Annotated in this window: 23 protein-coding genes; 16 read left to right on the forward strand and 7 right to left on the reverse strand. The window is 69.8% G+C overall.

Annotated elements, in window-relative coordinates; genetic code table 11:
• Nucleotides 1–130: 130 nt before the first annotated feature.
• Both BM228_RS35860 and BM228_RS18850 read right to left on the reverse strand, forming a co-directional pair.
• Nucleotides 131–2,050, reverse strand: a complete 1,920-nt coding sequence (locus tag BM228_RS35860; protein WP_092043034.1) for a methyl-accepting chemotaxis protein — start codon at nucleotides 2,048–2,050, stop codon at nucleotides 131–133.
• A 490-nt stretch (nucleotides 2,051–2,540) separates the two neighbouring features.
• Entirely contained in the window at nucleotides 2,541–3,392 is an 852-nt protein-coding gene (locus BM228_RS18850; RefSeq protein ID WP_092043035.1) for a S49 family peptidase, read from the reverse strand.
• 229 nt (nucleotides 3,393–3,621) lie between these two features.
• Between BM228_RS18850 and BM228_RS18855 the strand changes: the two genes are divergently transcribed.
• The 6 genes from BM228_RS18855 (at nucleotide 3,622) to BM228_RS18880 (ending at nucleotide 9,037) form a co-directional block, all read left to right on the forward strand.
• Nucleotides 3,622–3,924, forward strand: a complete 303-nt coding sequence (locus BM228_RS18855) for a hypothetical protein (protein WP_092043037.1) — start codon at nucleotides 3,622–3,624, stop codon at nucleotides 3,922–3,924.
• A 176-nt stretch (nucleotides 3,925–4,100) separates the two neighbouring features.
• Nucleotides 4,101–6,860 carry a DNA gyrase subunit A gene (gyrA, locus tag BM228_RS18860; protein ID WP_092043038.1) on the forward strand — a complete coding sequence of 920 codons (2,760 nt, stop codon included), beginning with the start codon at nucleotides 4,101–4,103 and terminating at the stop codon, nucleotides 6,858–6,860.
• Between the two features lie 61 nt (nucleotides 6,861–6,921).
• Entirely contained in the window at nucleotides 6,922–7,425 is a 504-nt protein-coding gene (gene coaD, locus BM228_RS18865; RefSeq protein WP_092043039.1) for a pantetheine-phosphate adenylyltransferase, read from the forward strand.
• Between the two features lie 27 nt (nucleotides 7,426–7,452).
• Nucleotides 7,453–8,001, forward strand: coding sequence for a peptidylprolyl isomerase (locus BM228_RS18870; RefSeq protein WP_092043041.1), 549 nt, complete (start codon nucleotides 7,453–7,455; stop codon nucleotides 7,999–8,001).
• Nucleotides 8,002–8,010: 9 nt separating this feature from the next.
• Nucleotides 8,011–8,508, forward strand: a complete 498-nt coding sequence (locus BM228_RS18875) for a hypothetical protein (RefSeq protein WP_092043042.1) — start codon at nucleotides 8,011–8,013, stop codon at nucleotides 8,506–8,508.
• A 67-nt stretch (nucleotides 8,509–8,575) separates the two neighbouring features.
• A complete protein-coding gene (locus BM228_RS18880; protein ID WP_092043044.1) occupies nucleotides 8,576–9,037 on the forward strand; it encodes a peptidylprolyl isomerase in 462 nt (153 codons plus the stop codon).
• 206 nt (nucleotides 9,038–9,243) lie between these two features.
• Here the strand turns inward: BM228_RS18880 and mobA are convergent, their stop codons facing one another.
• Nucleotides 9,244–9,897, reverse strand: coding sequence for a molybdenum cofactor guanylyltransferase MobA (mobA, locus tag BM228_RS18885; protein WP_280142337.1), 654 nt, complete (start codon nucleotides 9,895–9,897; stop codon nucleotides 9,244–9,246).
• Between the two features lie 7 nt (nucleotides 9,898–9,904).
• Entirely contained in the window at nucleotides 9,905–11,053 is a 1,149-nt protein-coding gene (apbC, locus tag BM228_RS18890; protein ID WP_092043045.1) for an iron-sulfur cluster carrier protein ApbC, read from the reverse strand.
• 240 nt (nucleotides 11,054–11,293) lie between these two features.
• Here apbC and BM228_RS18895 point away from each other — a divergent pair, with 240 nt between their 5' ends.
• The 8 genes from BM228_RS18895 to BM228_RS18930 all read left to right on the forward strand — a co-directional run bounded on the left by BM228_RS18895 (nucleotide 11,294) and on the right by BM228_RS18930 (nucleotide 22,231).
• Nucleotides 11,294–11,797, forward strand: coding sequence for a pyridoxamine 5'-phosphate oxidase family protein (locus BM228_RS18895; protein WP_092043046.1), 504 nt, complete (start codon nucleotides 11,294–11,296; stop codon nucleotides 11,795–11,797).
• Between the two features lie 127 nt (nucleotides 11,798–11,924).
• Nucleotides 11,925–13,217 carry a nicotinate phosphoribosyltransferase gene (locus BM228_RS18900; RefSeq protein WP_092043047.1) on the forward strand — a complete coding sequence of 431 codons (1,293 nt, stop codon included), beginning with the start codon at nucleotides 11,925–11,927 and terminating at the stop codon, nucleotides 13,215–13,217.
• A gap of 331 nt (nucleotides 13,218–13,548) precedes the next feature.
• A complete protein-coding gene (locus tag BM228_RS18905) occupies nucleotides 13,549–14,997 on the forward strand; it encodes an MmgE/PrpD family protein (protein ID WP_092043049.1) in 1,449 nt (482 codons plus the stop codon).
• 133 nt (nucleotides 14,998–15,130) lie between these two features.
• The gene (locus BM228_RS18910; protein WP_092043051.1) at nucleotides 15,131–17,152 is read left to right on the forward strand and encodes an AI-2E family transporter; all 2,022 of its coding nucleotides are present in this window, start codon (nucleotides 15,131–15,133) and stop codon (nucleotides 17,150–17,152) included.
• Nucleotides 17,153–17,262: 110 nt separating this feature from the next.
• Nucleotides 17,263–18,051 carry a histidinol-phosphatase gene (gene hisN, locus BM228_RS18915; protein WP_092043052.1) on the forward strand — a complete coding sequence of 263 codons (789 nt, stop codon included), beginning with the start codon at nucleotides 17,263–17,265 and terminating at the stop codon, nucleotides 18,049–18,051.
• Between the two features lie 46 nt (nucleotides 18,052–18,097).
• Nucleotides 18,098–19,195 carry a hypothetical protein gene (locus tag BM228_RS18920; RefSeq protein ID WP_092043054.1) on the forward strand — a complete coding sequence of 366 codons (1,098 nt, stop codon included), beginning with the start codon at nucleotides 18,098–18,100 and terminating at the stop codon, nucleotides 19,193–19,195.
• 190 nt (nucleotides 19,196–19,385) lie between these two features.
• Entirely contained in the window at nucleotides 19,386–20,831 is a 1,446-nt protein-coding gene (locus tag BM228_RS18925) for a YcjX family GTP-binding protein (protein WP_092043055.1), read from the forward strand.
• A 371-nt stretch (nucleotides 20,832–21,202) separates the two neighbouring features.
• Nucleotides 21,203–22,231 carry a YcjF family protein gene (locus BM228_RS18930; RefSeq protein WP_092043057.1) on the forward strand — a complete coding sequence of 343 codons (1,029 nt, stop codon included), beginning with the start codon at nucleotides 21,203–21,205 and terminating at the stop codon, nucleotides 22,229–22,231.
• A 9-nt stretch (nucleotides 22,232–22,240) separates the two neighbouring features.
• Here BM228_RS18930 and BM228_RS18935 read toward each other — a convergent pair whose 3' ends face one another.
• The 3 genes from BM228_RS18935 to BM228_RS18945 form a co-directional block, all read right to left on the reverse strand.
• Nucleotides 22,241–22,471 carry a hypothetical protein gene (locus BM228_RS18935; protein ID WP_092043058.1) on the reverse strand — a complete coding sequence of 77 codons (231 nt, stop codon included), beginning with the start codon at nucleotides 22,469–22,471 and terminating at the stop codon, nucleotides 22,241–22,243.
• 94 nt (nucleotides 22,472–22,565) lie between these two features.
• A complete protein-coding gene (locus BM228_RS18940; RefSeq protein WP_092043060.1) occupies nucleotides 22,566–23,117 on the reverse strand; it encodes an RBBP9/YdeN family alpha/beta hydrolase in 552 nt (183 codons plus the stop codon).
• 109 nt (nucleotides 23,118–23,226) lie between these two features.
• On the reverse strand, nucleotides 23,227–24,300 hold the full coding sequence (locus BM228_RS18945) for an apurinic/apyrimidinic endonuclease family protein (RefSeq protein WP_092043062.1): 1,074 nt from the start codon (nucleotides 24,298–24,300) through the stop codon (nucleotides 23,227–23,229).
• 121 nt (nucleotides 24,301–24,421) lie between these two features.
• On the opposite strand from BM228_RS18945, the gene BM228_RS18950 reads away from it, so the two are divergent.
• Together BM228_RS18950 and msrB are read left to right on the forward strand one after the other, a co-directional pair.
• The gene (locus BM228_RS18950; RefSeq protein ID WP_092043063.1) at nucleotides 24,422–25,609 is read left to right on the forward strand and encodes a YihY/virulence factor BrkB family protein; all 1,188 of its coding nucleotides are present in this window, start codon (nucleotides 24,422–24,424) and stop codon (nucleotides 25,607–25,609) included.
• Nucleotides 25,610–25,725: 116 nt separating this feature from the next.
• Nucleotides 25,726–26,136, forward strand: a complete 411-nt coding sequence (msrB, locus tag BM228_RS18955) for a peptide-methionine (R)-S-oxide reductase MsrB (RefSeq protein ID WP_092043155.1) — start codon at nucleotides 25,726–25,728, stop codon at nucleotides 26,134–26,136.
• Nucleotides 26,137–26,423: the final 287 nt, after the last annotated feature.

The raw sequence follows: 26,423 nt of genomic DNA on the forward strand, positions 1-26,423 counted from the left end.
CCGATACGGCCTCCGCTTCGATCGAGCGGCGGCCGTCTCATTCCGGACCGATCCCCCCTCACGTCGCCCCGCCTTCGGGATCGCGGTGAACGCTCCGGACGCGACGCAGGGCGCGGCAAGATCGAGGATCTCAGCGATCCAGCGCCCGCAGCAGGCCGATATTCTGCTTGATCTTGTCCGTCAGCTCCCGCTGCTGCTTGATGGCGCCGCTGAGGCCGCCGAGGGACCGTTCGATCACGTCCGAATGGACGAAAATGTTCTCCACCTCGCCGATCGTCGCCTTGTAGCGCTGGACCTCGGAGGCGAAGGCCTGCCGCGTGTCGGCGATGATGCCGCCGAGCTTCGAGAGGGAGGCCTCCATGTCGCTGATCGAGCCCTCGGATCGCTTGAGGATCGTCCTGGTATCGCCGGCGAGCTTCTTGACCTCCCCGGCGACCACGCCGAATCCCTGCCCGGCCGATCCGGCGCGGGCAGCCTCAATGGTCGCGTTGAGAGCCAGGAGGTTGGTCTGGCCGGTGATCCCGCCGATCACGCCGAGCACCGCGCGCAGTCCGGTCATGGCGTCGTTGAGGGCGCGAAACTCGTCCGCAAGCAGGGTGGCGTTGTCGCCGTTCATACTCCCCTGCGCCCCGTGGGCCAGGATCGTGCGGCGGATGCCGTCCATCAGCGCGGTGATGCCGGTCACCTCGTGCAGCGAACTCTCGATGGTGCCGATGAAATCGAGATAGCTCGTGATGTTGCCGATGATGTCCGAGCGGAGCCGATTGAGGATCTGCAGCCGGTTGAGGCGGCAGAGCGCGAAATAGTTTTGGTACCGCCCGTAATGCACGGGAAAGATGTCCATCATCGGATCGTGGAACGGGGCCTCGCCGGGATCGAAGAACACGATCGCCGAGAGCGTCTGATTGATGTTGATCCCGTACAACTCGCCGAAGGTCGAGAAGCCCGCAGCCGGCATGTCCCACAGGCCGGCCATGTCGGCCAGCTGCTCCGGATTGTTGAGCCGGCGCAGCATGCAATCGTTGAGGATCGCGCCAACCGGATTCGGCTTGTCGCGCAGGAAGGTCGCGATCGCCTTCTGCGTCTCGCCCACGAAGTCGTTCGCATCGAGCAGGAACAGCTCGTCGCCGATGTTGATGTCGCAATAGAACGAGACGGAGCCGGCTTCCACGTCGATCACGCCCGCCGAACGCACGAACAGCTCGCCTTCGATATCGATCCCGAAGGTTCGCTTGCCCAAGCGTGCCAGCAGGTCCGTCGGCTTCGCCGCGAGCGCCTTGCTCAACGCCTCGACGAACGGCACGACGTCGCCCGTTTTCGGATCGATGATGGCCCGGACGGTCCGCGTCTCGGCGACGGCATCGACCACCGTGAAGGACAGATCCGACTTGCGGAAGTTTTGGGTCTTGAAGATGCTGTAGCGCTTGCCGGGCTGCATCTTGAGGAAACAGAAGACGGCGTGGTTCTCCAGGACGTTCCGTCCATCGAAGATCAGGGTCTGGACCAGGTCGAACTTTCCGGCAGCGGAACCGCCGACGAACGGGCAGGGAAAGCGTCCGACCTGGTAGATCGCCTCCATCACGTATTCCTCGCTCGCGGCGAGACCGTCGATGAAGGTGAGGGCCAATGTGTCGGCGTAGTTGACCGGGAAGGGAAGGTCGATCGCCTTCAGGGCCGCCGAGATTCGCCCGACCCGCTCGTCGCGGGTGAGGGCGACGCGCCCGGAACGGATGTCCTCGCTGCTGAGGGGGACGCTGTGGATGCTCACCCCGCCGACGAGCCCGGCGGAGAGCACTTGGACGACCACGGTCCCCCAGGTGTCGGGCGCGGGATGGTACAAGCGCGAGCCGCCGGCATTGGACAATTCGCCCGCCGTCGTCACGGCGACGACCGGCGTGGTCCCCGCCTTGGCGGCGAGCTGCGTGACGATTCTCCGGAAATCGACATGCGGGGAGAGATAGGCGAGCACGAGGGCGGCTGCGGTATCCCCGAATCGGAACGCGGCCTCGTCGATACCGTACAAGCCGGCATCTGTATCGAAAACACGCATGTATTCGGCCGCATCATCCGAACCATGATTTTCTATGGGCGCATAAATAGCATCCTGCGGCGTAGCCGTTTCGATGCACTTCTGCTGCTTGCGCCAATTGAACAATTTAGTCTCCGAAGTAAAATCGTCCTCCGTTCGATATCATACAGATCGAAAAAGTTGAATCAAGACGATGCCTGCAGAGAATCAAGACAATTTCTGCTCATTTTTGAATAAGTATTGGAATAAATCGCGCGTTTTTGCCAGACCTATGCTCATTCAAGCATGGATTATGCAAATTAACTCTATGAATTTGCGCCACGATACCATCATAGAGAGCCTAATATTTGACCCTCCATAGGCCGCGGATCGTCTGGGCAAGCGACCCCTCATCCGGCGCTTGTCGAAGGATCGACGCCGCGGCGGCGCGGCATCCGCTGCTAAAAAGCCGCCGCCGACAGCGGGTCGTGCGGCTCGAGCGGTTTCAGGACGACTGGGCGAGTCCGGAGCGTCAGAGCCCGAAGCGGGCGAAGGCGGCGCGCTCCTCCAGCGCCGCCAGGGCGTCCTCGGCGATTCCGCCCGGCGCGCCACCCCGGCGCAGCAGGCGGGACAGGAGGCCGCCCCGGGCCTCGGCCACGAGCCGCAGGTCCACCGTGTCGCCGAAGCGCGCCCGCATGGTCGCGCGCACGTCGCCGAGGGCGTCGACCAGCCCGACGGCCAACGCCTGGCGGCCGGTCCAGATCGCGCCGGTGAACAGGTTTTCGGATTGCGACAGGGTCGGGCGCCGGGACGTGACGAGGCCGGTGAACAGGTCCTGGATGTCGGCTTGGAGGCGCTTCAGGCGCTCCACGTCGGCCGGGTCCTCCGGGCGGAACGGGTCGAGCATCGACTTCGCCTCGCCCTGCGTGTGCACCCGGCGCTCGACGCCGATTTTTTCCAAGAGACGGTGGAAGCCGAAGCCGGCCGAGACAACGCCGATCGAGCCGACGATCGAGGTCGGGTCGGCGACGATCTCGTCGGCCGCGCAGGCGATCATGTAGCCGCCGGACGCCGCGACATCCTCCACGAAGGCCACGACCGGCAGTTTCTTCTCCTCGGCCAAGGCCCGGATACGCCGGTGGATCAGGTGCGACTGCGCCGGCGAGCCGCCCGGCGAATTGATCACGATCGCCACCGCCTTGATCCCGGGCATGGTGAAGGCCCGCTCCAGGCTGCCGGCCACGCCGCCGATCGAGAGCCCCGGACGGATCGGCGAGACCGCCCCGATCGTGCCGGAGAGCCGGACCACGGCGACCCGCGGGCGGCGATCGCGAAAGCGGCGCGGCAGGAAGGCCCGGAGGGCGTCGGGAATCGCGAACGGCATGGAGGCTCTTTTGGGGAGGCGGGAAGCGCAGGTGCTGCGGCCCGAGTTGGGCGTTTTGGCGCCCCGCGCAAGGGAACCGGGACAGCACGTCCCGGCAACCATGTCCGTCTGCGCAGTCAGCGCGGATCGAACCGTTTGCCGACCTTGGCGGTTCCTGGCGACGGCGCGCGGATCGTGCCGGCCCGGATCGGCGGGACGCCGCCGGGTTCTCACACGGGAGAGAGAGACGATGCGACCCTGGCCTATCCTGGTCCTGCTCGCCGCGCTGATCGGGGGCTTCGCCAGCGCCCCGTCGCGGGCGGCGCCCCTGCCGGTCCCGGCCGCCGCCGAGGCTGCGGCGCCCGCCCCGGCGGTGCAGCTCGCGCGCTGGCACTATCGGCGGCACTGGCACCGGCGCCACCATTATCGCCGGCACTGGCATCACCGGCGCCATCACTGGCACCGCCGCCACCATGTCCACCGTCACCACTGGCACCGGCGGCCCGCCGTCTACCGCCGGCATTTCGGCCACCGGCACCCGACCTTCTACTGAGGCGTGCAGCCCGCGCCCCGGCCGGATCGGGCCGGGGCGCGGCCTTGTGCGGGCGCGCGGAAAAGCTTATTTAACCACCTGATATCACTGCTGTTCCGCAAGGCCGTCCGGGCGCCCCGCGCGTCACCGGGACGGTCGCCAGCACCGCCCGTCCGGGCCTGATAACAGGTACTTCCTTGGCCGAGACCGATCCGACGGGCACCGCCCCGCCCGCCAGCGACATTCGCCCCGTCTCCATCACCGACGAGATGCGCCGCTCCTACCTCGATTACGCCATGAGCGTGATCGTGAGTCGCGCGCTTCCCGACGCGCGCGACGGCCTGAAGCCGGTCCACCGCCGCATCCTGTATTCCGCCTTCGAATCCGGGCATTTGCCGGAGCGGAAATACGTCAAGTCGGCCCGCATCGTCGGCGACGTGATCGGTCTCTACCACCCGCACGGCGACCAATCGATCTACGACGCCTTGGTGCGGATGGCGCAGGACTTCTCCATGCGCCTGATGCTCATCGACGGGCAGGGCAATTTCGGCTCGGTCGACGGCGATCCGCCGGCGGCCATGCGCTACACCGAATCGCGCCTGGCCAAGCCGGCGACCGCGCTCCTCGCCGACATCGACAAGAACACCGTCGACTTCCAGCCGAACTACGACGAATCGCGAGAGGAGCCCAAGGTCCTCCCAGCCCGGTTCCCGAACCTCCTGGCCAACGGCGCCGGCGGCATCGCGGTCGGCATGGCGACCAACATCCCGCCGCACAATCTCGGCGAGCTGATCGACGCCTGCGTGGCGCTGATGGCCGAGCCCGGGATGACCATCGAGCAGCTCACCGAGATCGTTCCCGGGCCGGACTTCCCCACGGGCGGCATGATCCTCGGCCGGGCCGGCACCCGGCAGGCCTACGCCACCGGCCGCGGGTCGGTGATCATGCGCGCCAAGTCGCATGTCGAGGAGCTGCGCAAGGAGCGCGAGGCACTGATCTTCACCGAGATCCCGTATCAGGTGAACAAGGCGACGCTGGTCGAGAAGATCGCCGAGCTCGTGAAGGAAAAGCGGGTCGAGGGCATCTCGGACCTTCGCGACGAATCCGACCGCAGCGGCATGCGGATCGTGGTCGAGATCAAGCGCGACGCCATGGCCGAGGTGGTGCTGAATCAGCTCTACCGGTTCACGCCGCTGCAATCCTCCTTCGGCTGCAACATGGTCGCCCTCAACGGCGGCCGGCCGGAGCTGATGAACCTGAAGGACCTGCTCCAGGCCTTCGTCGACTTCCGCGAGGAGGTCGTCTCCCGGCGCACCAAGTTCCTGCTGGGCAAGGCCCGCGAGCGCGCCCACGTCTTGTGCGGGCTGGCCATCGCGGTCGCCAATATCGACGAGGTGATCCGGCTGATCCGGACCTCGCCGGACCCGAACTCCGCCCGCGAGGCCCTGATGGGTCGCGACTGGCCGGCCCACGACATCGCGCCGCTGATCGCGCTGGTGGACGACCCGCGCCACCGGGTCGCCGAGGACGGCACCTACCGCCTGTCCGAGACTCAGGCCCGCGCCATCCTCGACCTGCGCCTGCAGCGCCTCACTGCCCTGGGCCGCGACGAGGTCGGCGACGAGCTGAAGTCCCTGGCCGACGAGATCGCCGACTATCTCGACATCCTGCGCTCCCGCGCCCGGATCCAGGCGATCGTGAAGGACGAGCTGATCGAGGTGCGCGAGCAGTTCGCCACCCCGCGCCGGACCGAGATCGTCGACTACGATTCGAGCGTCGACGACGAGGATCTGATCGCCCGCGAGGACATGGTCGTGACCGTGTCTCATGCCGGCTACGTCAAACGCGTGCCGCTCTCGACCTACCGGGCCCAGCGCCGGGGCGGGAAGGGCCGCTCCGGCATGGCCACCCGCGACGAGGATTTCGTCACCCGCCTGTTCGTGGCCAACACCCACACGCCGGTGCTGTTCTTCTCCAGCCAGGGCCAAGCCTACAAGGAGAAGGTCTGGCGCCTGCCGATGGCCGCCCCGAACGCCCGCGGCAAGGCGTTGGTGAACATCCTACAGCTGCAGGACACCTCCGAGCGCATCACCACGATCATGCCGCTGCCCGAGGACGAGGCTTCCTGGGAGACGCTCGACGTGATGTTCGCCACCGCCAGCGGCAATGTCCGGCGCAACAAGCTGTCGGACTTCGTCCAGGTGAACCGCAACGGCAAGATCGCCATGAAGCTCGATCCGGGCGACCACATCGTACATGTCGAGATCTGCCGGCCGGACCAGAACGTGCTGCTGACCACCGCCAAGGGCCAGTGCATCCGCTTCCCCGTGGAGGACGTGCGCGTGTTCAAGGGCCGGGATTCCACCGGCGTGCGTGGCATCCAGCTCGGCACGGACGACCGGGTGATCTCGATGACCATCCTCAACGCCTTCGACGCCAGCGCCGAGGAGCGGACGGGCTACCTGAAGATGCGCCGCGCCGTCACCGGCGAGGCGGAGGAAGGCGCCGAGGTCGAGGCCGAGGAGGGCAGCACCGAGGCGGCCGCGATCTCGCCGGAGCGCTACGCCGAGATGGGCGCGGCCGAGCAATACGTGCTCACCCTGTCCGAGCGGGGCTACGGCAAGCGCTCGTCGTCCTTCGAGTACCGGACCTCGGGCCGGGGCGGTAAGGGCATCACGGCCATGCGGGTCAACGACCGCAACGGCAGCCTCGTGGGCTCCTTCCCGGTGGAGGCCACGGACCAGATCATGCTGGTCACCGACCGCGGCCAGCTGATCCGGGTGCCGGTGGACGATATCCGCATCGTCGGCCGGGCCTCGCAGGGCGTGACCGTGTTCAACACCGCCAAGGACGAGAAGGTCGTGTCGGTGGAGCATATCGAGGGCGAGGACGAGACCGAAGCGGGCGCGGAGGGCGGCCTCGAGGCCGGGCCGGAGGGGGGCACCGAGGAGGCGTGACGGCCCGCGCCGTCCGCCCCGAGGTTCCGTCCGGCGCAAAAATGCTCTAGGTGGGGCTTCGATGACCCGCACCGCCCTCTATGCCGGATCGTTCGATCCGGTCACGAACGGCCATCTCGACGTGGTCCGCCAAGCCTGCCGGCTGGTGGACCGCCTCGTGATCGCCATCGGCGTCCATCCCGGCAAGGCGCCGCTCTTCTCCGCCGAGGAGCGCGCCGCGTTGCTCACCGAGACCTGCGGGCCGGTGGCCGCGGCCGAGGGCGCATCGCTGGAGATCGCGACCTTCGCGGATTTGGCGGTCTCGGCCGCCCGGCGCTGCGGTGCGTCAATCTTCATCCGCGGGCTGCGCGACGGCACGGATCTCGACTACGAGATGCAGCTCGCCGGCATGAACGGCGCCATGGCGCCCGAGGTGCAGACGGTGTTCCTGCCCGCCTCGACCCAGGCGCGCCCGATCACCGCGACTTTGGTGCGCCAGATCGCCGGCATGGGCGGGGACGTCTCGCCCTTCGTGCCCGCCGCCGTCGCGGACCGCCTGCGGCAGCGCTTCGCAGCCACCGCCTGATCCTCTGACGTTTCTGGAAGGAACCCGATGAACCGCCGCCACGCCCTCCTCGCGCTCGCCCTCACGCTCGGCTCCGTCCCGGCCGCCCGGGCCGCGGACGCCAACACGGTCTATCTCGAGACCAAGGACGGGCGCATCACCATCATGCTGCGGCCGGACCTCGCCCCCAAGCACGTCAAGCAGATCAAGACGCTGATCTCCCAGGGCTTCTACGACGGCCTGAAGTTTCACCGGGTGATCGACGGCTTCATGGCCCAGACCGGCGACCCGAAGGGCAACGGCACCGGCGGCTCCAGCCTGCCGAACATCCCGGCCGAGTTCTCCCAGACTGCCGAGTTCCGCCGCGGTACCGTCGGCATGGCCCGCTCGTCGGATCCGAACTCGGCCAATTCGCAGTTCTTCATCTGCCTCGGCGACGCGCCGTTCCTGAACAAGCAGTACACCGTCGTGGGCAACGTCACGGACGGGCTCGACGTGCTCGACAAGATCAAGAAGGCCGCCCCCGGCGCGCCGGGCGGGGCCGTGCAGGATCCGGACAAGATCGTCCGCATGACGCTCGCCGAGAAGGCGAAGTAGCGCCGGCCGATGTGGCGCCGGCTCGCCGTCCTCGGCGCGCTCGCCCTCGCTCCGGCGATGGCGTGGGCCTATGACGGCTTCTATGCCTATGGCGGCTACGCCTACGAGGCCGGCGGCGGCTATCGCCTGAGCCTGCCGCAGACCCTGCGGGGCACCGTCGCCGTCCCGCTGGCAAGGCCGCCGGGCAGAGCCGCCGACACCCTGGCCGAGCTCTACCCGGTTCTGGCGGCCTGCTGGCACCCGCCCGCGGGCCTCGGGCGACCGGCCGCCGGCTCCGACGATGTCGAGATCACCGCACGGCTGTCGCTCCGGCGGGACGGCAGCCTGATCGGCACCCCGCGCATCACCTACGCGGCGGGGTTCGCGGAAGGCCAGCGCCGGGACCTGGTGCGGGCGACCCTCGATGCGCTCGCCGGCTGCATGCCGGCGCGGATCACCCCGGGCCTCGGTCGGGCGATCGCCGGGCGGCCGGTGGCCCTGCGCCTCGTCTACCGCCCGCCGGCCTGACCGTTTCGCCGCGCTCGCCGGAACCGGCTGGCGCCGCTACATTCCCACCAACAGGAAGGACCTACCCATGGCCGATACCGATACCCTCATCCTCGAGACCACCAAGGGCCGCGTCGTGATCGCGCTGCGCCCCGACCTCGCCCCGGGCCATGTCGAGCGGATCAAGACGCTGGCCGCCCAGGGCTTCTACGACGGCGTGCCGTTCCACCGGGTGATCGAGAACTTCATGGCCCAGACCGGCGACCCGACCGGCACCGGCTCGGGCGGCTCCGAGCTGCCGGACCTGAAGGCCGAGTTCAACGCCGAGCCCCACGTGCGCGGCACCTGCTCGATGGCCCGCACCAACTTCCCGCACTCGGCGAACTCGCAGTTCTTCATCTGCTTCGACGACGCCCGCTTCCTGGACAAGCAGTACACGGTCTGGGGCAAGGTCGTGGAGGGCATGGACGTGGTCGACACGATCAACAAGGGCGAGCCGCCGCGCTCCCCGGACAAGATCGTGAAGGCAAGCGTGGGCGAAGCAGCCTGATTCGAACGTTGACCGCCCGTGTTCGCGACCGGTGCGAGCACGGGCGGCCGATCAGAGGGTTCCAACCGCCTTCGCCGTCATTGCGAGCGCAGCGAAGCAACCCAGAGCAGCGCGCGCTCCCCGAACGTAGCGTTTCCCTGGGTTGCTTCGCTGCGCTCGCAATGACGGTGGGGGACGAGGAATCCACCCGGACACCATCGGGGCGCTCAAGCGCTCGGCAGTCCTTCGGCATCACGGCCTGTTTGGACTAGTCCGCGGTCGAATTCCGCGGCCGCGGCCAGATCCTCCGGCGTGTTGACGTTCAGGAACGGATCGACCCGCTCCACCAGCCATTCCACGACAGTGGCACCATGGCGCGCGATGAACGCGCCGACCCGCCGCTCGTCCCGCTCCACCAGGGAGCGGCGCAGATCCCCCCGCAGTTCCACCGGCCAGAGCGCTACGGTGTAGTGCTCGCGCCCGCCCGAGGCGGCGAGCGCGATCGGGGAGCCCTCCAGGGCTGATCCGAGCCGCGCGGCGAGATCGCCCGGCAGGAACGGGGCGTCCCCGGGCACGCTCAGGACATGGGTCACACCCGGATGATGGGCGGCGTGCTCCAGCCCCGCCAGTAGGCCGGCGAGCGGTCCGAGTTGGCCCGGCACCGTGTCGGGCAGCACAGGCCCCGGAAACCCGGCGAACCGCACCGGATCGCCGTTGGCGCTGAGTGCGAGCCCCGCCCCGCATTGCGGCCCGAGCCGCTCGACCACGCGGTCCAGCAGCGTCCGCCCGCCCAGCCGCAGCAGCGGCTTGTCGACGCCGCCCATGCGCCGGCCGAGTCCGCCAGCGAGGATCAGGCCCAGGATCTGCGGGCGGTCGACCACGAAAACGTCACTCGATCACGATCCTCGGGGCGGTGCGCCCGGCGGGGGCGCCCGAGAGGTTCGCCCACAGGGACGCGGCGATGTCGCGGTAGATCTTGGCGTGCGGCCCGTCCGGATCGGTCGCCACCACCGGCCTTCCGGAATCCGAGGTCTCCCGGATGGTCATGTCGAGGGGCACCTCGCCGAGGAACGGCACGCCGAGGCGCTGCGCCTCGATACGGGCGCCGCCATGCCCGAAGATGTGGGAGGCGTGGCCGCAATTCGGGCAGATGAAGGTCGCCATGTTCTCGATCACCCCGAGGATCGGGACCGCGACCTTCTTGAACATGGTCACGCCGCGCCGCGCATCGATCAGCGCGAGGTCCTGGGGCGTCGAGACGATGACGGCGCCCGAGAGCGGCGTCGCCTGCGCCATGGTGAGTTGGGCGTCGCCGGTGCCCGGCGGCATGTCGACGATGAGCACGTCGAGCTCGCCCCAGAGCACGTCGCGCAGCATCTGGGTGATGGCCGATTGCACCATCGGACCGCGCCAGATCATCGCCGTCTCGGGCTCGATCAGGAAACCGATCGACATCACCTTCAGGCCGTAGCCGACCATCGGCTCCATGGCCTTGTTGTCGACCACGGTCGGCTTGCCCGACAGGCCGAACAGCTTCGGCACGGACGGCCCGTAGATGTCGGCATCGAGCAGGCCGACCTTCAGCCCCTGGGCCTGGAGGGCCAGCGCGAGGTTGCAGGCGGTGGTGGACTTGCCGACGCCGCCCTTGCCGGAGGCGACCGCCACGATGTGGCGCACGCCGGCGATCTGCGGACCCTGGTTCGGAGGCGCCCCAGGCCGCGGCGGCGCGACCGGCGGCGGCGTCACCGGCCGCGGCGCGGCGTCGCTCTGGGCCGGCATGCCCGGGCCGCGCTCCGAGGTCAGGCTCGCGAACACCCCCGACACGCCCGGCATCTGTAGGACGCGCCCCTCCGCCTGCCGCCGCACCGGCTCGAACCGCTCGGCCTCGCTCGGATCGACCAGGATCGAGAACATCACCCGGTTGGTGGGATCAACCACGACTTGGGAAAGCCGGCCGGAGCCGGGCAGGGTGGTGCCGGCGGCGTCGACGGTGACGGATTGGAGCGCGCGCAGCACGTCGTCGCGAGTGATGGCCACGATTCTCGACTCCTGATGGGGCGACTCGGGACGGGCGTATCCAGCCGTATTCGCCGACCGTCGCAGACCCGGAATTTGGTCCCTTGTAGCCCTGCGGGCGGCAAACGCCAGCCTTGCCGGCGGGAGTCCGTATCGAGGCCTGAACCAACGTGGCCCTCGCCCGTTGTGTCGAGACTCTTTCGGGATCGGCACACCGTGCTGGTACGCCGCCCGCAGACCATCTCCAGGAGACTTTTCCCGATGCATCAGGGCAACCACCGCGACCACGAGGGCGCGAAGAAGCTGTTCGAGCTGGTCAAGGACGTGAAGATCGCCATGATGACCACCGTCGATGCCGAGGGGACGCTCAACAGCCGCCCGATGTGGAACAACGACGCCGACGAGAACGGTGATCTGTGGTTCTTCACCAAGCTGCACTCGCCCAAGACGACCGAGATCAGCAAGGACAACCAGGTGAACCTGGCCTATTCCGACCCGTCGAGCCAGACCTACGTCTCGGTGGCCGGCAGGGCCGAGATCGTGCGCGATCAGGCCAAGATCGACGAGAAGTGGAATGAGAGCCTAAAGACCTGGTTCCCCAACGGCAAGAACGACCCCGAGGTCGCGCTGATCCGCGTCCACCCAGAGAAGGGCGAGTACTGGGACAGCCCCAACAGCACGATGCTGCACCTCTACGGCTACGTGAAGGCCTCGCTCACCGGCGAGAGCCCCAAGACCGACACCAAGAAGGTCGACCTCGCCTGATTCCTTTGTGACTCGGCGACCAGGATGATGGGGCGGCGCGCCGGATCGGCGAGCCGCCCTTCTTCTTGACGCGACGGCCGGCGGCATGCGCTCTGCGCCCTAAGACGTGCGGAAGAGTCCGAAAAGCATGATTGATCTGGCGAAGCGGGTCTACGATCACAGCTTCCGCATCGACCCGATCGTGCGGTCGCTGCTCGACACGGATTTCTACAAACTGCTGATGGCGCAGACGATCCTGCGCCGCCACCCGCAGATCGACACCACCTTCGGGATCACCAACCGCACGAAGCGCATCCGCATCGCCGACGAGGTCGATGCCGGGCTGCTGCGCGAGCAGCTCGACCATGCCCGCAGCCTCCGGCTCAGCAAGGGCGAGGTCACCTGGCTGCGCGGAAACGTCTTCCGCGGCCAGGGGCGGATCCTCGGCCCCGAATTCGTGGCATGGTTCGAGGGGTTTCAGCTGCCCGATTACGAGCTGGCGGTCCATGACGGCCAGTACGAGCTGACCTTCCACGGGCCCTGGATCGAGACCACGATGTGGGAGGTCCCGGCGCTGGCGATCCTGAACGAGCTGCGGGCACGCGCCGTGCTTAAGGGCCTCGGCAAGCTCGACCTGCAGGTGCTCTACGCCCGGGCGATGACCCGGGTCTGGGAGAAGATCCAGCGGCTGCAGAAGCTGCCCGACCTCTCGGTGGCGGATTTCGGCACGCGGCGCCGCCATGGCTTCCTCTGGCAGGATTGGTGCGTGCAGGCCATGGCCGAGGGGCTGGGCGGCGCGTTCCTCGGCACCTCGAACTGCCTGATCGCCGCCCGCCAGGAGGTCGAGCCGGTGGGCACCAACGCCCACGAACTGCCGATGGTCTACGCGGCGCTGGCCAAGAACGACGCGGCGCTCGCCGCAGCGCCCTACGCGGTGCTGGCCGACTGGCAGGAGGATTACGACGGCAACCTGCGGGTCATCCTGCCCGACACCTACGGCACCACTGGCTTCCTGGCCAACGCCCCGGACTGGGTGAGCGACTGGACCGGGATCCGCATCGATTCGAAGGATCCGATCGCGGGCGGCGAGGAAGTGATCCGCTTCTGGCGGGAGCGCGGCTACGATCCCGGAGACAAACTCGCGATTTTCTCGGACGGGCTCGACATAGACGCCATCGAGCACATCCACGCCCATTTCCACGGGCGCATGCGGATCGGCTACGGCTGGGGCACCCTGCTCACCAACGATTTTCGCGGCCTCCTGCCGGACGGCAAGCTCGATCCGGTCTCGGTGGTCTGCAAGGTCATGGCGGCGAACGGCCGCCCGACCGTCAAGCTCTCCGACAACCCGACCAAGGCGCAAGGGCCGGACGACGAGATCGCCCGCTACCGCCGGGTTTTCGAGGTCGGCGCGCAGGAGGCTTTGCCGGTTCTGGTGTGAGGTGCACGGCCTTTTCCCGGACACCTGGAACGTCAGTGGAAGGTGATCCGGGACCTAGCGGGGAATGCGCCGCGCAGCGGCACCCTTTCAAAACAACACGGACGCTGCGCGTCGTTGTGCGCTGGATCCCGGGTCGCATTCCGCTGGCGCTGCATGCGCCCGGGAAAGGGCAGTGCTTGACCGGACGCGCCCGCCGTATCGGCTTGCGGCGAAAGTAAGCCATCGCTGGAGCGCAGATAGGAGATACGCCCCCTGACGGCAGGCCGCATCAACAGGTATCGTGTCGACCAACAGGGTGCGCCGCGCGCGGCCGGCCCGACGGGAGAACGCCATGACCATGAATCGCCGCTCGCTCATCGGCGCCGCAGGCCTCGCGCTGGCCGCACCGGGCCTTGAAAGCCCACAAGCCGCCGAGTCCGCGAAGCCGGCCACCAAGGCGCCGCCCGTCACAAAGATCCTGGCGCAGTGGATCCTGGCCTCGTCCTACGACACCCTGCCCGAAAACGTCCGCCGCGAGGGCGTGCGCAGCTTCCTCAACTGGGTCGGCGTGGCGATCGGCGGCTCGCATCACGAGACCGTGGACGTGGCGGTCGCGGCGCTGCAGCCGTTCTCGGGGCCGCCGCAGGCCGGCCTGTTCGGCCGGGCGGAGCGGTTCGACATCATGAACGCTGCCTTCCTGAGCGGCGTGGCGAGCCACATCTTCGATTTCGACGACACCCACCTCAAGACGATCATCCACCCGGCCGGCCCGGTCGCCTCGGCGATCCTGGCCTATGCCCAGATGAAGCCGGTCTCGGGGAAGGACTTCCTCGACGCGCTGGTGGTGGGGATCGAGACCGAGTGCCGGATCGGCAACGCCGTCTACCCGAACCACTACGATGCCGGCTGGCACATCACCGGCACCTGCGGGCCGTTCGGCGCGGCGGCGGCGGTCGGCAAGCTGATGGGGCTCACCGAGCCGCAGATGGTCTACGCGCTGGGGCTCGCGGCCTCGCAGCCCGTGGGACTGCGCGAATCATTCGGCTCGATGAACAAAAGCTTCAATCCGGGCCGGGCGGCCTCGAACGGCCTGTTCGCGGCGATCCTGGCAGCCAAGGGTTTCACCTCGTCGGACGGCATGATCGAGGCCAAGCGCGGCTGGGCCAATACCATCTCGACCAAGCAGGACTGGTCCGAGATCACCGACGGCCTCGGCACGCGCTACGAGGCCCTGCTCAACACCTACAAGCCGTTCGCCTGCGGCATCGTCATGCACCCGACGATCGATGCGGGCGTGCAGATCCGCGACCAGGACCATGTCCGGCCGGAGGACATCGCCCGGGTCGACCTCAAGGTCCACCCGCTGGTGCTGGAGCTCACCGGCAAGACTGCGCCGAAGACCGGCCTGGAGGGCAAGTTCAGCATCTACCACGCCGCCGCGATCGCCCTCGTGGAGGGGGCGGGCGGCGAGAAGCAGTTCAGCGATCGGGCGGTGAACGACCCGCGCGTCGTGGCCCTGCGCCAGAAGGTCGTGCCGGTGATCACCCCGGGCATCGACGCCGCGCAGGTCGACATGACCGTGACGCTGACCGACGGGCGGAGCTTCCACCGCCGGATCGAGCACGCGATCGGCAGCGTCGAGAAGCCGATGTCGGACGCGCAGCTCGAAGCCAAGTTCACCGACCTCGCCGCTGGCGTTCTGCCGGAGACTCAGGCCAAGCGGGTGATGCAGATGTGCTGGTCGCTGCCCGAATTGACGGATGTGGGCGAGGTGGCCCGGGCTGGGGTGCAGGGGGCGTAACCGGGGGCGCCGGCCCCCTCACGGATCCGCGAGCCCGGCGGGATCGTTTTCCGGCCCCGTGCCGTTCCCCTGCCGCGAGGCCCCGCGACCCCGGCGGGGGCCCGCCTGTGGCGTTCGGGGTGTGGATCGCAGCATGGGCACGAGAACCCCGGTCGGGGCGCAGCCAGGACAGGCGCTGGTTCCGCCGCGGCCGACCCGCGTCACCGCGGCCGAGACGCCGCGGGCTGCCATGGCCTCGCCGATCCTGGTCGGGGCCACCATCGTGGCGATCCTGTATTTCGGCCGCGAGATCTTCATCCCGATCGCGATCGCGCTGCTCCTGTCCTTCGTGCTGACGCCGCTGGTGAGCCGCCTGCGGCGCCTGCGCCTGCCGCGATTGGTGGCGGTCGGGGTGAGCGTCCTGCTGACGCTCGGGATCGTGGGCGCCATGGCGACCCTGATCGGCATCCAGGCGGCCGATCTCGTGGGCGACATCCCGCGCTACCGCGCCACCATCGAGCGCAAGATCGAGGGCCTGCGCACCTCGCCGGTGGGGCACATCACCGACTACGTCGCCAATATCGGCCGGGCGCTCCATACCGGTGGCCAGGACCAGGCCAAAGAGCCGGCTAAAGAACTACCGCAAGCCGCCCCGCAGCCGCCCGAGCCCGCCCCCGGGATGGACCAGGCCAAGCCCGGCCAAAAGGCTGTCCTGGTCGAGGTCGCCTCGACCCAGCCGGGACCGCTGGAGATGCTCGGCACCCTGCTGTCGCCGGTGCTGCAGCCGCTGGCCACCGTGGGCATCGTCTTCGTGGTGCTGCTGTTCGTCCTCATGCAGCGCGAGGACCTGCGCGACCGGATGATCCGGCTCGCGGGCTCCAGCGACCTGCACCGCACCACCGGGGCGATCGACGACGCGGCCGGGCGCCTCAGCCGCTACTTCGTGGTGCAGCTCGCCCTCAACACCGCCTTCGGCGTCGTGATCGGCATCGGCCTTTATTTTATCGGCGTGCCGAACCCGGTGCTCTGGGCGATTTTCTCCGGCCTGATGCGGTTCGTGCCGTATATCGGCGCGTTCCTGTCGGCGATCCTGCCGATCACGCTGGCCGCCGCGGTCGATCCCGGCTGGAACATGATGATCGCGGTGACGATCCTGTTCCTGATCCTCGAGCCGCTCACCGGCCAGGTGTTCGAGCCGATCGTCTACGGCCAGTCCACTGGGCTCTCGCCGCTCGCGGTGCTGGTCTCGGCCCTGTTCTGGACCTGGCTCTGGGGGCCCGTGGGCCTGCTGCTGTCGACGCCCCTCACCGTCTGCCTGGTGGTGCTCGGGCGCCATGTCGAGCACCTCGAATTCCTCGACGTGCTGTTCGGCGACCGGCCGGCGCTGACGCCCGTGCAGAATTTCTACCAGCGCATCCTGGCCGGCGATTCCGAGGAGGTGCTGGGCCATGCCGAGCTGATCCTCCAGCAATGCTCGCTCTCGTCCTATTACGACGAGGTCGTCCTCAAGGCGCTGGAACTCGCCGCCCGGGATGCCGCGCGCGGCGTGCTGACCACCCAGCAGAAGGGCGCGATGCGCACCGCTCTCGGCGAGCTGATCGCCGACCTGTCCGACCGCAGCGACGCCGCCACCGAGGCGGCGGGGGAGGGCGGCGAGAACGCCTGCAGCCCGATGCCGATCGGCCCGGCGCCGGACGCGCTGCCCCAGGCCTGGACCCGCCAGGGCGCGGTGCTGTGCGTCTCCGGGCGCGGCTTCCTCGACGAGGCCGCCGCCGCGATCCTGGCCCAGATCCTGGAGAAGCGCGGCATCGGCATCCGCACGGTGCCATTCTCGGAGGCGTCCTCGGCGCGGATCGGCCGGTTCGAGCCGGGCCCGGCCCGGATGGCCTGCGTCGTCTCCCTGGCGCTGAGCGGCGAGCCGACGCATCTGCGCCGGCTGGTCGAGCGCCTGCAGCAGCGGATGCCGGGCGTGCCGGTCCTGCTCGGCCTGTGGCTGTCCGAGAACGGCCCGTCGGAGAGGGCAGCGCGCGCCAAGGACGGCGCCGCCGACGCGACCCGGCAGGTCGCGTCCCTGCGCGAGGCGATCGAGGCGGTTCTGGCCGCGGTCCAGGCCGACATCGCCGCCGCCCCGGAGGCCGGCGCTCCGGCCCGCGCGCCGGAACCGGCGGAGGCATGAACCGCGACGACCTGAGCCCCGGGGGCTTGACGGCCGGGGGCCAGCCCCGGTTTCGTCGCGCACAGTCCGGGCGGCCGGACGGGTCGCGGGCAGATCAGGGGGCAGGGCCGATGAGCATCGTCGAACTCGGGCGGTTCATGGACGATCTCGCGGACGCGTCCGGCAAGGCGATCCTGCCGTTCTTCCGCGCCCAGTTCGGCCTCGACGACAAGGCCCGCGGCGGCGCACCGTTCGATCCGGTCACGGAGGCCGACCGCGCCGCCGAGGTGGTGCTCCGGGCGATGATCGGCCAGACCTTTCCCGGCTACGGCATCCTGGGCGAGGAATTCGGCGCCGAGCGGCTGGACGCTGAATATGTCTGGGTGCTCGACCCGATCGACGGCACCCGCGCCTTCATCGCCGGCCTGCCGACCTGGGGCACGCTGATTGGCCTGACCCGCAACGGCGTGCCGGTGCGCGGGCTGATGCACCAGCCCTATCTCGGCGAGCGCTTCACCGGCGACGGCCGCCACGCCCGCCTGCGCGGCCCGGCGGGGGAGCGCACCCTGCGCACCCGCCGCTGCGCCGATCTGGGTCAGGCGATCCTGGCCACCACCGATCCGCGGCTGTTCGCGGAGGGCGAGGAGGCCGAGCGTTTCCGCGCCCTGGAGGGCCAGGTGCGGATGTCCCGCTACGGCGCCGATTGCTACGCCTATTGCATGCTGGCGGCCGGGCAGATCGACCTCGTGGTCGAGGCCGGCCTGAAGCCCTACGACATCGTCGCGCTGATCCCGATCGTCGAGGGTGCCGGCGGCCGGGTCACGGCTTGGGACGGCGGCTCGGCCGCCAACGGCGGACGGATCGTGGCGGCCGGCGACCCGCGCCTGCACGAGGCCGCCCTGAAGGTGCTGAACCCGTGAGCACGCGCGGGCTCACGGACCATCGAGACGGCCGGAGCCCGCCCGCGTGCTGCTGAACGCCCTCGTCCTGCTGGCGAGCCTGACGCCCGCCCTGGAAAACCGCGCCGCCGCGCTCCTGGCCGCGCCACCGGTGGCGACGGCCCCGGCCGAGGCTGCGCCGCCGCGCTTCGATCCCGCCACCCGGTCGGTCTCCAACTGGCACGAACAGGCCGGCGCATTCTTGCTGCCACGGGCCCTGGCGCTGACCGCCCGGCTCGCCGAGGACCCGCCCTACGTCGCCCGCTGCGTCCGGCTGAACAACGGCTGGTGCATCAAGTCGGCCCACTGGCCCGGGGAGATCGGCGCCGATGCCGAGGGCCACACCGCCTTCGCCACCCTGGCCGACGGGGCCGACGCGGCGGCGAGCCTGCTGCGCCGCTACGTCCGCGATTACGGCCGGCGCAACGCGCTGGCTATCGTGCGCCGCTGGGCGCCCTCCGAATGCCGGGTCGCGACGCCGGTGCGGGTGGGGAAGGGGGTGGCGACACCCGCCGTCTCGGCGACCCTGGCGCCCCGGGGGCTCGGGCGGACCCTGCGCGCCCGCTTCCTCGCCGCCCACCGGCCGGGGGGCGCGCCCCGGGCCAGGGCCCTGCGGGTGCAGCCCTGGTCGCCGCTGGCCCGGATGGCGGGACGGCCCGGGGCACGTCCGGCCGCCGCCCGCGTGCCGCGGGTGGCGATGCTTCAGCCGGTGCCCGACATCGCCGCCGGGATCTCGGCCGAGCCCGGCCGGGCCGCCACGGCTCGCACCACGGATCCCACGGCGCTCCTCGACCGCAAGCTGCCGAGCCCCGACCGGATGGTCGCGGAATCCGCCCAGCTGCCGGCCATCGCGGCTGGGCTGCCCCTGCTCGACCTGCGCCTGCCGGCCCCGCTCTGCACCGGCGACGAGGTCCGGATCCAGGCCTACGCGGCGCGGATAAGCGGTAGCGTCGGGCTGAAGCCCGGCGACGACCTCGACCTGTTCGGGCCGGACGGCACACCGCGGCCCAACCTGGCGCCGGTTATGCTCGCCATGTCGGCGGTGGAACTCGGCACCCTCCGGGCCGGCCCGGACCTCGTCGCCGAGGCCATCGCCCGCCTGAAGCCGACGACACCCGCGCCGTAAAGTCCCGGTTTCAAAAGGTCTTCGACCTTTTGCGGGTGCAGGGTGGAACCCTGCAAGCCTCCGGGCTCCGCCCCGGAACCCCGCCAAAGGGCTGAGCCCTTTGGAAACCCCAGTCCGGCCAAGCCTTGCGGTTCGAGCCGAACCGCGCCACCTGTGCCCGGCCTGTTTCCCCGAGACGACGAGCCCGCCCGTGCCCCTGACCGACCTTGCCGCACGCGCCGGCTCGGCCGTCAAAGCCTTCGCCGAAGCCTCGCACGACCTGTTGATCCAGCCGACCTTGCGGCTCGGGGTCACCGGACTCGCGCGCTCGGGCAAGACCGTGTTCACCACGGCGCTGATCCACCACCTCGTGGAGGCGCACGCCCTGCCGGCCTTCGCGCCCGCGCAGGAAGGCCGCCTGCGCCGGGCCCGGCTGGTGCCGCAGCCCGACGACGACGTGCCGCGCTTTCCCTTCGAGGAGCATTTCGCGACGCTCACCGAGGCCAGGCGCTGGCCGCGCTCCACCGACCGGATCAGCCAGTTCCGTCTGGAGATCGCCTACGAGCGCGCCGCCGGCTGGCGCAGCGGCCCCGCGACCCTGATGCTCGACGTGGTCGATTATCCCGGCGAATGGCTGCTCGACCTCGCGCTGATCGAGACGAGCTACACCGCATGGTCGCGGGCCACGATCAACGGCACCCGCCGGCCTGGCCGGGCGGCTGTCGCGGCGCCTTGGCTTGAGGCGCTCAAGGGCTTCGATCCCAACGGGCCCCTGGACGAGGTCGCGGCCGAGCGGGCCAGCGACGCGTTCAAAGCCTATCTCGCGGCCCTGCGCGCCGGCCCGGAATCGGTCGCCACGACCCCGCCGGGCCGCTTCCTGATGCCCGGCGACCTCGCGGGCTCGCCGGCCCTGACCTTCGCGCCGCTCGACAATCTCACCGGCAGCATCGCCCCCGACAGCCTCGCCGGGCTGATGGAGCGGCGCTTCGAGGCCTACAAGGCCAAGGTCGTGACCCCGTTCTTCCGCGACCATTTCCAACGGGTCGACCGGCAGATCGTGCTGGTGGACGTGCTCGCTGCGGTCGATGCCGGGGCAACCGCCCTGGCCGAGTTGGAGGAGGCGCTGGACGCGGTGCTGCTCAGCCTCAATATCGGCCGCAACACGGTGCTGTCGAAGCTGTTCGCGCCCCGGGCGGACCGGGTGCTGTTCGCCGCCACCAAGGCCGACCACCTCCACCAGACCAGCCACGACCGGCTCGACGCGCTGCTGCGCCTGCTGGTCTCCCGGGCCATGCGGCGAACGGAAGCCGCGGGCGCCCGGGTCGGCACCGTGGCGCTCGCCTCCGTGCGCGCCACCCGCGAAACCACGGTCCATGATGGCCCCGAGATTCTTCGCGCGGTTGCGGGGACGCCGGAGGCCGGGGAAACGGTCGGCGACGAGGTGTTCGACGGCAACAGCGAGGCCGCGGTGTTCCCGGGCGAGCTGCCGGCCCGCGCGGAGGCCGTGCTGGAGGGCGCCGTCGCGCCGGGCTCGCTGCGCTTCCCCCGCTTCCGCCCGCCGCTGATTCGCCCCGACGGCCTCGGCCGCCCCGGCCACCTGCCGCAGATCCGCCTCGACCGCGCGATGCAGTTTCTGATCGGCGACAGGCTCGGGTGATGGGGAGGGTGGCTGTCCGGGATGCCGCCGCGGTCGTGAACCGGTCGACGCATGTTTCGATCGCCCTGCGACGTGCCGGCGTTCGTTCACACGCATCGTGCCCGACTCACACGGCGCCGGTTGGGGCGCAGGTCCCCTCTCCTGTGCGGGAGAGGGACAGGGTGAGGGATGCGACTTCTCCGGAAAGCCCTAGTCCCTCACCCCAACCCTCTCCCGCACGGGCGAGGGGGCGTGTCGCGGCCGGCGCGAAGCGATGGGTCAACATTGGAGTCCGTGCCAGCGACGGCACCCGGCGCACCCGCACGGACCGGCTCCAACAGCCCACCGCCCTGAGGGCAAAACCGAAAAAACCCCTCTGGAGGCCGTAAGCCATGTCCTCAGGCCAGAAACCCCGCGCCTTCCGGATCAATCCCGAGCCGCCCCCCGGTCCGGGGGTGACCACGACGCCGCTCGCGGCCCGGCCGGAGCAGGCCCGGATCGTGGAGGAGCCGTTCGAGATCGTCGACGCGGCCGACGGCGTCGCGGTGCCGGTGGCGCCGCGGCGGGGTTCGCCCTGGGGGGCGCTGTTCCTGTCGGCGGCCGGCGGCCTGGTCTCGTTGGGGATCGGGTTGTCGGTCGAGCGGATGATCGCCGACCTGTTCCAGGCTGCGCCCTGGCTCGGCTGGGTGGCGCTCGCGCTATTGGGCCTCGCCGGGCTGGCGCTGCTGGCGATCGTCGGGCGGGAGCTCGCCGGGCTGCGGCGCGAGCGGAAGATCGAGCGGCTGCGGCAATCGGCGGTCGACGCGCTCGCCACCCGCGACCATACCGGCGCGCAGGCGGTGGTGCAGGCCCTCTCGGCCTTCTACGCCGACCGCGAATCCCTGGCCCCGGGCCGCGCCCGGATCGACGCCGCCGCCGACGCGATCCTCGACGTGGACGATCGGATCGGGCTGGCCGAGCACGAATTGCTGGCGGGCCTCGATCGGCAGGCGCGCAACGCCATCGCGTCCGCCGCCAAGCAGGTCTCGGCGGTCACGGCGCTCTCGCCGCGGGCGATCGTCGATGTCGCGTTCGTGGTCTTCGCCGCCGTCCGGCTGCTGCGCCGGATCGCCGCCATCTACGGCGGCCGGCCGGGCTTCCTCGGCTTCCTGCGTCTGGCGCGGGCCGCGGTGGGGCATCTCACCGTCACCGGCGGCATGGCAGTGGGCGAGAGCGTGATGCAGCAGGTGCTGGGGCTCGGGATCGCCGCCCGGGTCTCGGCCAAGCTGGGGGAGGGCGTGCTCAACGGGCTGATGACCGCCCGCTTCGGGCTGGCCGCCCTCAATGTCTGCCGGCCGCTGCCGTTCGTGCGCGAGGCGCCGCCGCGACTGGCCGACGTGGCGGGCGAGCTCCTGCGCGCGGCCGAGCCCGATCCGAAATAGGCCGGACGGCTATTTGGCGGCGGCCGTGGCGGCGCGGCGGTTGGCGATGCGCGTGAACATGTTGCCGGTGTAGTCGGCGACCTTCGGCTTCTCGACCTCGCCGACCTTCGCCTCGAACGCCTCGATGCGCTTCAGGAGCGCGGCGTCGTTGAACAGCGAGCTGTTGAAGTTGATGTGGGCCCGGGGCCCGAGGGCGGCCTGGACCGCGTCGAGTCGTTCCAGAAGCTCTTTACGCGTCACGGTGCTCTCCAGGGGCGCCTTCGGGGCGAAGGACCGCCCAAGCCCACACTGGAGGCCGCGAGGGTAAACGACGCGTTAACGTGAGGCGGAGCGCCTACAGCCCCTTCAGGAACCCGGCGAGGCGCATCAGCCCCTCCGGCCATGGCCCGTGCCCGCTGGCGACGTTGATGTGACCCGATTCGCCGGCATCGACGGTCAGAGAGCCCCAGCTATGGGCGAAATCGTCGGCCCGGTCATAGGTGCAATACGGGTCGGTGCGGCTGGCGACCAGGAGCGACGGGAAGGGCAGGGGGTCCCGGGGAACCGGCGCGAAGGCGCGCACCGATTCGGGCAGGTCGGGCGCCTCCTCGACATCCGGGCACGCCACGAACAGGGCACCGCGCACGATTCCGGGGGCGAAACGCGGCGCCGCCTCGACGCAGGCCACCACCCCGAGGCTGTGGGCGATCAGGATCACCGGTCGGGTCGCGGCCGCCACCGCGTCTGCGATCCGCCCGCACCAGGCCTCCGGGGTCGGCGCGTGCCAATCGTCCTGGGCCACCACCTGCGCGGTGGCGAGGCGCCCGGCCCAGCGGGCCTGCCAGTGGTCCTCGTCCGAGCCTCCGAGCCCCGGGACGATGAGGATGTCGCAATCGGCGGTCTTCATGCCGGCTGACTAGCGCATGATGCGGAAAAGTGGAAACCGGTTTTCCGGAATCATCATGCGCGAACAAGGCGCTAGCGCAACCGTCCGCGGAAGGCGTCGAGACCGCCGGTCACTCCGCGGCGATCGGGGCCGCCCGGGCCGGATCGGTGATGTGGCGGGCGATCTGGGTCGAGGCGTGGTTCTTGGCCTTCGCCTCGATCTCGAAATCGGCCCAGACCATGTGGCGAGCGACGAGGTCGTTCACCGCCCGGTTCCACATCATGTCGGAATGGGCGGCGAGATCCCGGACCGCGTGGCCGGCGGCGCGCAGGGCCGGGAAGTCGGGCAAGGCGTCGGGATCGCAATCGGCTGAGACCGCCTCGCGCGAGACGCTGATATGGGCCACCGGCCGCACCCCGCGCCAGGAGCCCCGCACCCGGGCGATGCGGGGATCGTCGGGCTCGATGTATTCGCCGCCGCTCTGGACCCAGTGATGGTGCAGGTCGAGCACCACCGGCACGAGGTCGGCGAGCTGGAGCACCGCCTCGATCCCGAAGACGTTCTCGTCGTTCTCGACCGTGACGAGGTCGCGCGCCACCTGGCTCGCCCGGGGCAGGGTCTCGCGGAACCCCGCCACCCCCGGGTCACCGGCGCCGACATGGATGTTGATGTGGGCGCCGTGCGGGTGCCAGCCGCCGCCATAGCCCATGCGGTCGAAAATCTCGGCGTGGTAGTCGAGTTCGGACAGGCCGTTGGCGATGGCCGCCGGGTTGCGGCTCGCCAGCAGGCAGAACGGGCCCGGGTGGAAGCTCAGGCGCACGCCGAGGCGGCGCGCCAGCGCTCCGGCCTCCGCAAGCCCGCGCTCGACCAGGGTGGCCATCTCGGGCTCGGCGTAGATCGCGCGGGCGATGGCGTGGGTGTAGCCGGGCAGGACGTTGCTCGCCATGCGCAGCAGGCGCTCGATCGGCGGCCGCGCCCCGACCCAGGCGATCTGGCGCGCCAGCGCATCGAGATTGTGCGCGACGAGACCGCCGAGCTTCGCCCGCCGGGCGACGGGGTCCAGCTTGGCGAGATGCGCCATGGTCACGCTGGTCAGATTCATGTGGAGCGTCGCCTCGCGCTCCGCCTTGAGGGTAGCGTGGGTGCCGGGCGGCTCGTCCAGGACGAACTTGCAGCAGAATCCGAGGCGGGGCTGATCGCGCATAGGATGCACAACGCGCATCGGGGCCAGGCGTGCCCGAAATCGCGCGCGGAACGGCCGCGCTTCGGCGACGTTTGAGCCTTCGAGCGCGGCAGTTCCGCGCGGACGGCCCTCTCGTACCACCATGCCCGCGTCGCCCCCCCGCCCGAGTTCCGAACCGGATGCCGGCTCGATCCTCTGGATCCTGATGCTCGGCTCGGCCCTGGTGGCGCTCGCCGCGACGCCCGCCCGGCGACGCGCGACCGCTCAGCCCGAAGTTCTGGAACCGCCGGCGGATCGGTCGGACGAAGCCGACCCCGCACGCAAGAAAGCCGTGAATTCCGGCGCGCGCTCGATCGTGGGCCGCGCCGCGCAGCTCACCGCCGCGACCCAGCCCGAGCGCGGCCGCGCCGCCAACAGTCCCTCCGAGATGACCCCGGCCGGCTGGAAGGACATCGCGGTCCGGGTCTACCTGGAATTCAACAAGGACCGGGTGCTGGCGGTGGCCGCCGGGGTGACCTTCTACACCCTGCTGTCCCTGTTCCCGGCGATCGCCGCTCTGGTGAGCTGCTACGGCCTGTTCGCCGACGTCAACGCCATCAACGAGCACTTGGCGCAGCTGCACGCGGTGCTGCCTTCGGGCGCGGTCGAGCTGATCGGCGACCAGATCAAGCGCATCGCCGCCAAGGGCAGCAGCTCGCTCAGCGTCACCTTCTTCACCAGCCTGCTGCTGTCGCTGTGGAGCGCCAACGCCGCCATGAAGGCGATGTTCGATGCGCTGAACGTCGTCTACGAGGAGGAGGAGAAGCGCAACTTCTTCTGGCTCAACATCCGCTCGCTCACCTTCACGGTGGGCGCCCTGCTGTTCATCATCATCGCGCTCAACGCGATCGTGGTGGTGCCGGTGGTGCTGAACTTCCTCGGCCTCGGCTCAGGCGCGTGGCTGCTCGCGGCCCTGCGCTGGCCGGCGGTGCTGCTGGTGCTGCTCGCCGGGCTGTCGGTGCTGTACCGGTTCGGCCCGAGCCGGGAGCATGCCCGCTGGCGCTGGGTCGGCGTCGGCAGCATCGTGGCGGGGCTGCTCTGGCTGATCGCGTCCCTGCTGTTCTCTTGGTACGTCGCGAGCTTCGGCACGTACAACGAGACCTACGGGTCGCTCGGTGCCGTGATCGGCTTCATGACCTGGATCTGGATCTCATCGACCATCGTGCTGCTCGGCGGCGAGATCAACGCCGAGCTGGAACACCAGACCGCCCGCGACACCACCACGGGTGCGCCCCTGCCGATGGGCCACCGCCGGGCCCGGATGGCTGACACCGTGGGGGCGGCGGCCTGATCGTTCGACCCGGCGCCGGAGCGACAGGTCGCCGCCGGTGCCATCGCATTCACCCCCGCGGGACTGCCGAGGCCGGGGCGCAATGCCTATATCTCTCGCCGAAAAGGGAGATGTTCATGTCCGATACCGCGACCGCCAACCCCGAGACCCGCAGCGAGGCCGAATGGCGCGCGGCGCTCACGCCGGAGCAGTACCGGGTGCTGCGCGAGCACGGCACCGAGCGGGCCGGCACCAGCTGCCTTCTGGCCGAGAAGCGGCCGGGCACGTTCACCTGCGTCGGCTGTGGACAGCCGCTGTTCGAGCAGGGCACAAAGTTCGAGTCCGGCACCGGCTGGCCGAGCTTCTTCGAGCCCCTCGAGGGCGCCGTCGAGACCACCGTGGACCGCAGCCACTGGATGGTCCGGACCGAGGTCCATTGCGCCCGCTGCAAGGGCCATCTCGGCCACGTCTTCGACGACGGCCCGGCTCCCACGGGCCTGCGCTATTGCATGAACGGCGCCGCGATGACCTTCGAGCCGGCCGCCTGAGGCACCCGGTTCCGGTCTAACCTGGGTTGGGAAAACCGCCGCGAAAGACGGGATATCGGGGACAGGCGGGGTTGTGAGCGAATCACAACCCCGTTCCGGTCTTGATTTCGGCGTGTTTTTGCTTAGCGCTTAACCGTCTCATGGTATCGCCATCCGGTATTGGCGATGGATGTGGTCAAGGGCGAGCCAATACGGCGTTGCAGTTGAGCTTATACGCCGTCGGCGCGGGCTCGACTTGCCGGATCTATCCGGGCCGGCGGCCCTAAGGGCAGTCCGCCGGATCGGCG

This window comes from Methylobacterium pseudosasicola, from assembly GCF_900114535.1.
GTDB classification, from domain to species: domain Bacteria; phylum Pseudomonadota; class Alphaproteobacteria; order Rhizobiales; family Beijerinckiaceae; genus Methylobacterium; species Methylobacterium pseudosasicola.

Excerpts from the sequence above, each read along its gene's own strand:
- BM228_RS35860 (WP_092043034.1), bottom strand. The coding sequence starts at position 2,050 with ATGCGTGTTTTCGATACAGATGCCGGCTTGTACGGTATCGACGAGGCC.
- BM228_RS18850 (WP_092043035.1), bottom strand. The coding sequence starts at position 3,392 with ATGCCGTTCGCGATTCCCGACGCCCTCCGGGCCTTCCTGCCGCGCCGC.
- BM228_RS18855 (WP_092043037.1), top strand. The coding sequence starts at position 3,622 with ATGCGACCCTGGCCTATCCTGGTCCTGCTCGCCGCGCTGATCGGGGGC.
- coaD (WP_092043039.1), top strand. The coding sequence starts at position 6,922 with ATGACCCGCACCGCCCTCTATGCCGGATCGTTCGATCCGGTCACGAAC.
- BM228_RS18870 (WP_092043041.1), top strand. The coding sequence starts at position 7,453 with ATGAACCGCCGCCACGCCCTCCTCGCGCTCGCCCTCACGCTCGGCTCC.
- BM228_RS18875 (WP_092043042.1), top strand. The coding sequence starts at position 8,011 with ATGTGGCGCCGGCTCGCCGTCCTCGGCGCGCTCGCCCTCGCTCCGGCG.
- BM228_RS18880 (WP_092043044.1), top strand. The coding sequence starts at position 8,576 with ATGGCCGATACCGATACCCTCATCCTCGAGACCACCAAGGGCCGCGTC.
- BM228_RS18895 (WP_092043046.1), top strand. The coding sequence starts at position 11,294 with ATGCATCAGGGCAACCACCGCGACCACGAGGGCGCGAAGAAGCTGTTC.
- BM228_RS18900 (WP_092043047.1), top strand. The coding sequence starts at position 11,925 with ATGATTGATCTGGCGAAGCGGGTCTACGATCACAGCTTCCGCATCGAC.
- BM228_RS18905 (WP_092043049.1), top strand. The coding sequence starts at position 13,549 with ATGACCATGAATCGCCGCTCGCTCATCGGCGCCGCAGGCCTCGCGCTG.
- BM228_RS18910 (WP_092043051.1), top strand. The coding sequence starts at position 15,131 with ATGGGCACGAGAACCCCGGTCGGGGCGCAGCCAGGACAGGCGCTGGTT.
- hisN (WP_092043052.1), top strand. The coding sequence starts at position 17,263 with ATGAGCATCGTCGAACTCGGGCGGTTCATGGACGATCTCGCGGACGCG.
- BM228_RS18930 (WP_092043057.1), top strand. The coding sequence starts at position 21,203 with ATGTCCTCAGGCCAGAAACCCCGCGCCTTCCGGATCAATCCCGAGCCG.
- BM228_RS18940 (WP_092043060.1), bottom strand. The coding sequence starts at position 23,117 with ATGAAGACCGCCGATTGCGACATCCTCATCGTCCCGGGGCTCGGAGGC.
- BM228_RS18945 (WP_092043062.1), bottom strand. The coding sequence starts at position 24,300 with ATGCGCGATCAGCCCCGCCTCGGATTCTGCTGCAAGTTCGTCCTGGAC.
- BM228_RS18950 (WP_092043063.1), top strand. The coding sequence starts at position 24,422 with ATGCCCGCGTCGCCCCCCCGCCCGAGTTCCGAACCGGATGCCGGCTCG.
- msrB (WP_092043155.1), top strand. The coding sequence starts at position 25,726 with ATGTCCGATACCGCGACCGCCAACCCCGAGACCCGCAGCGAGGCCGAA.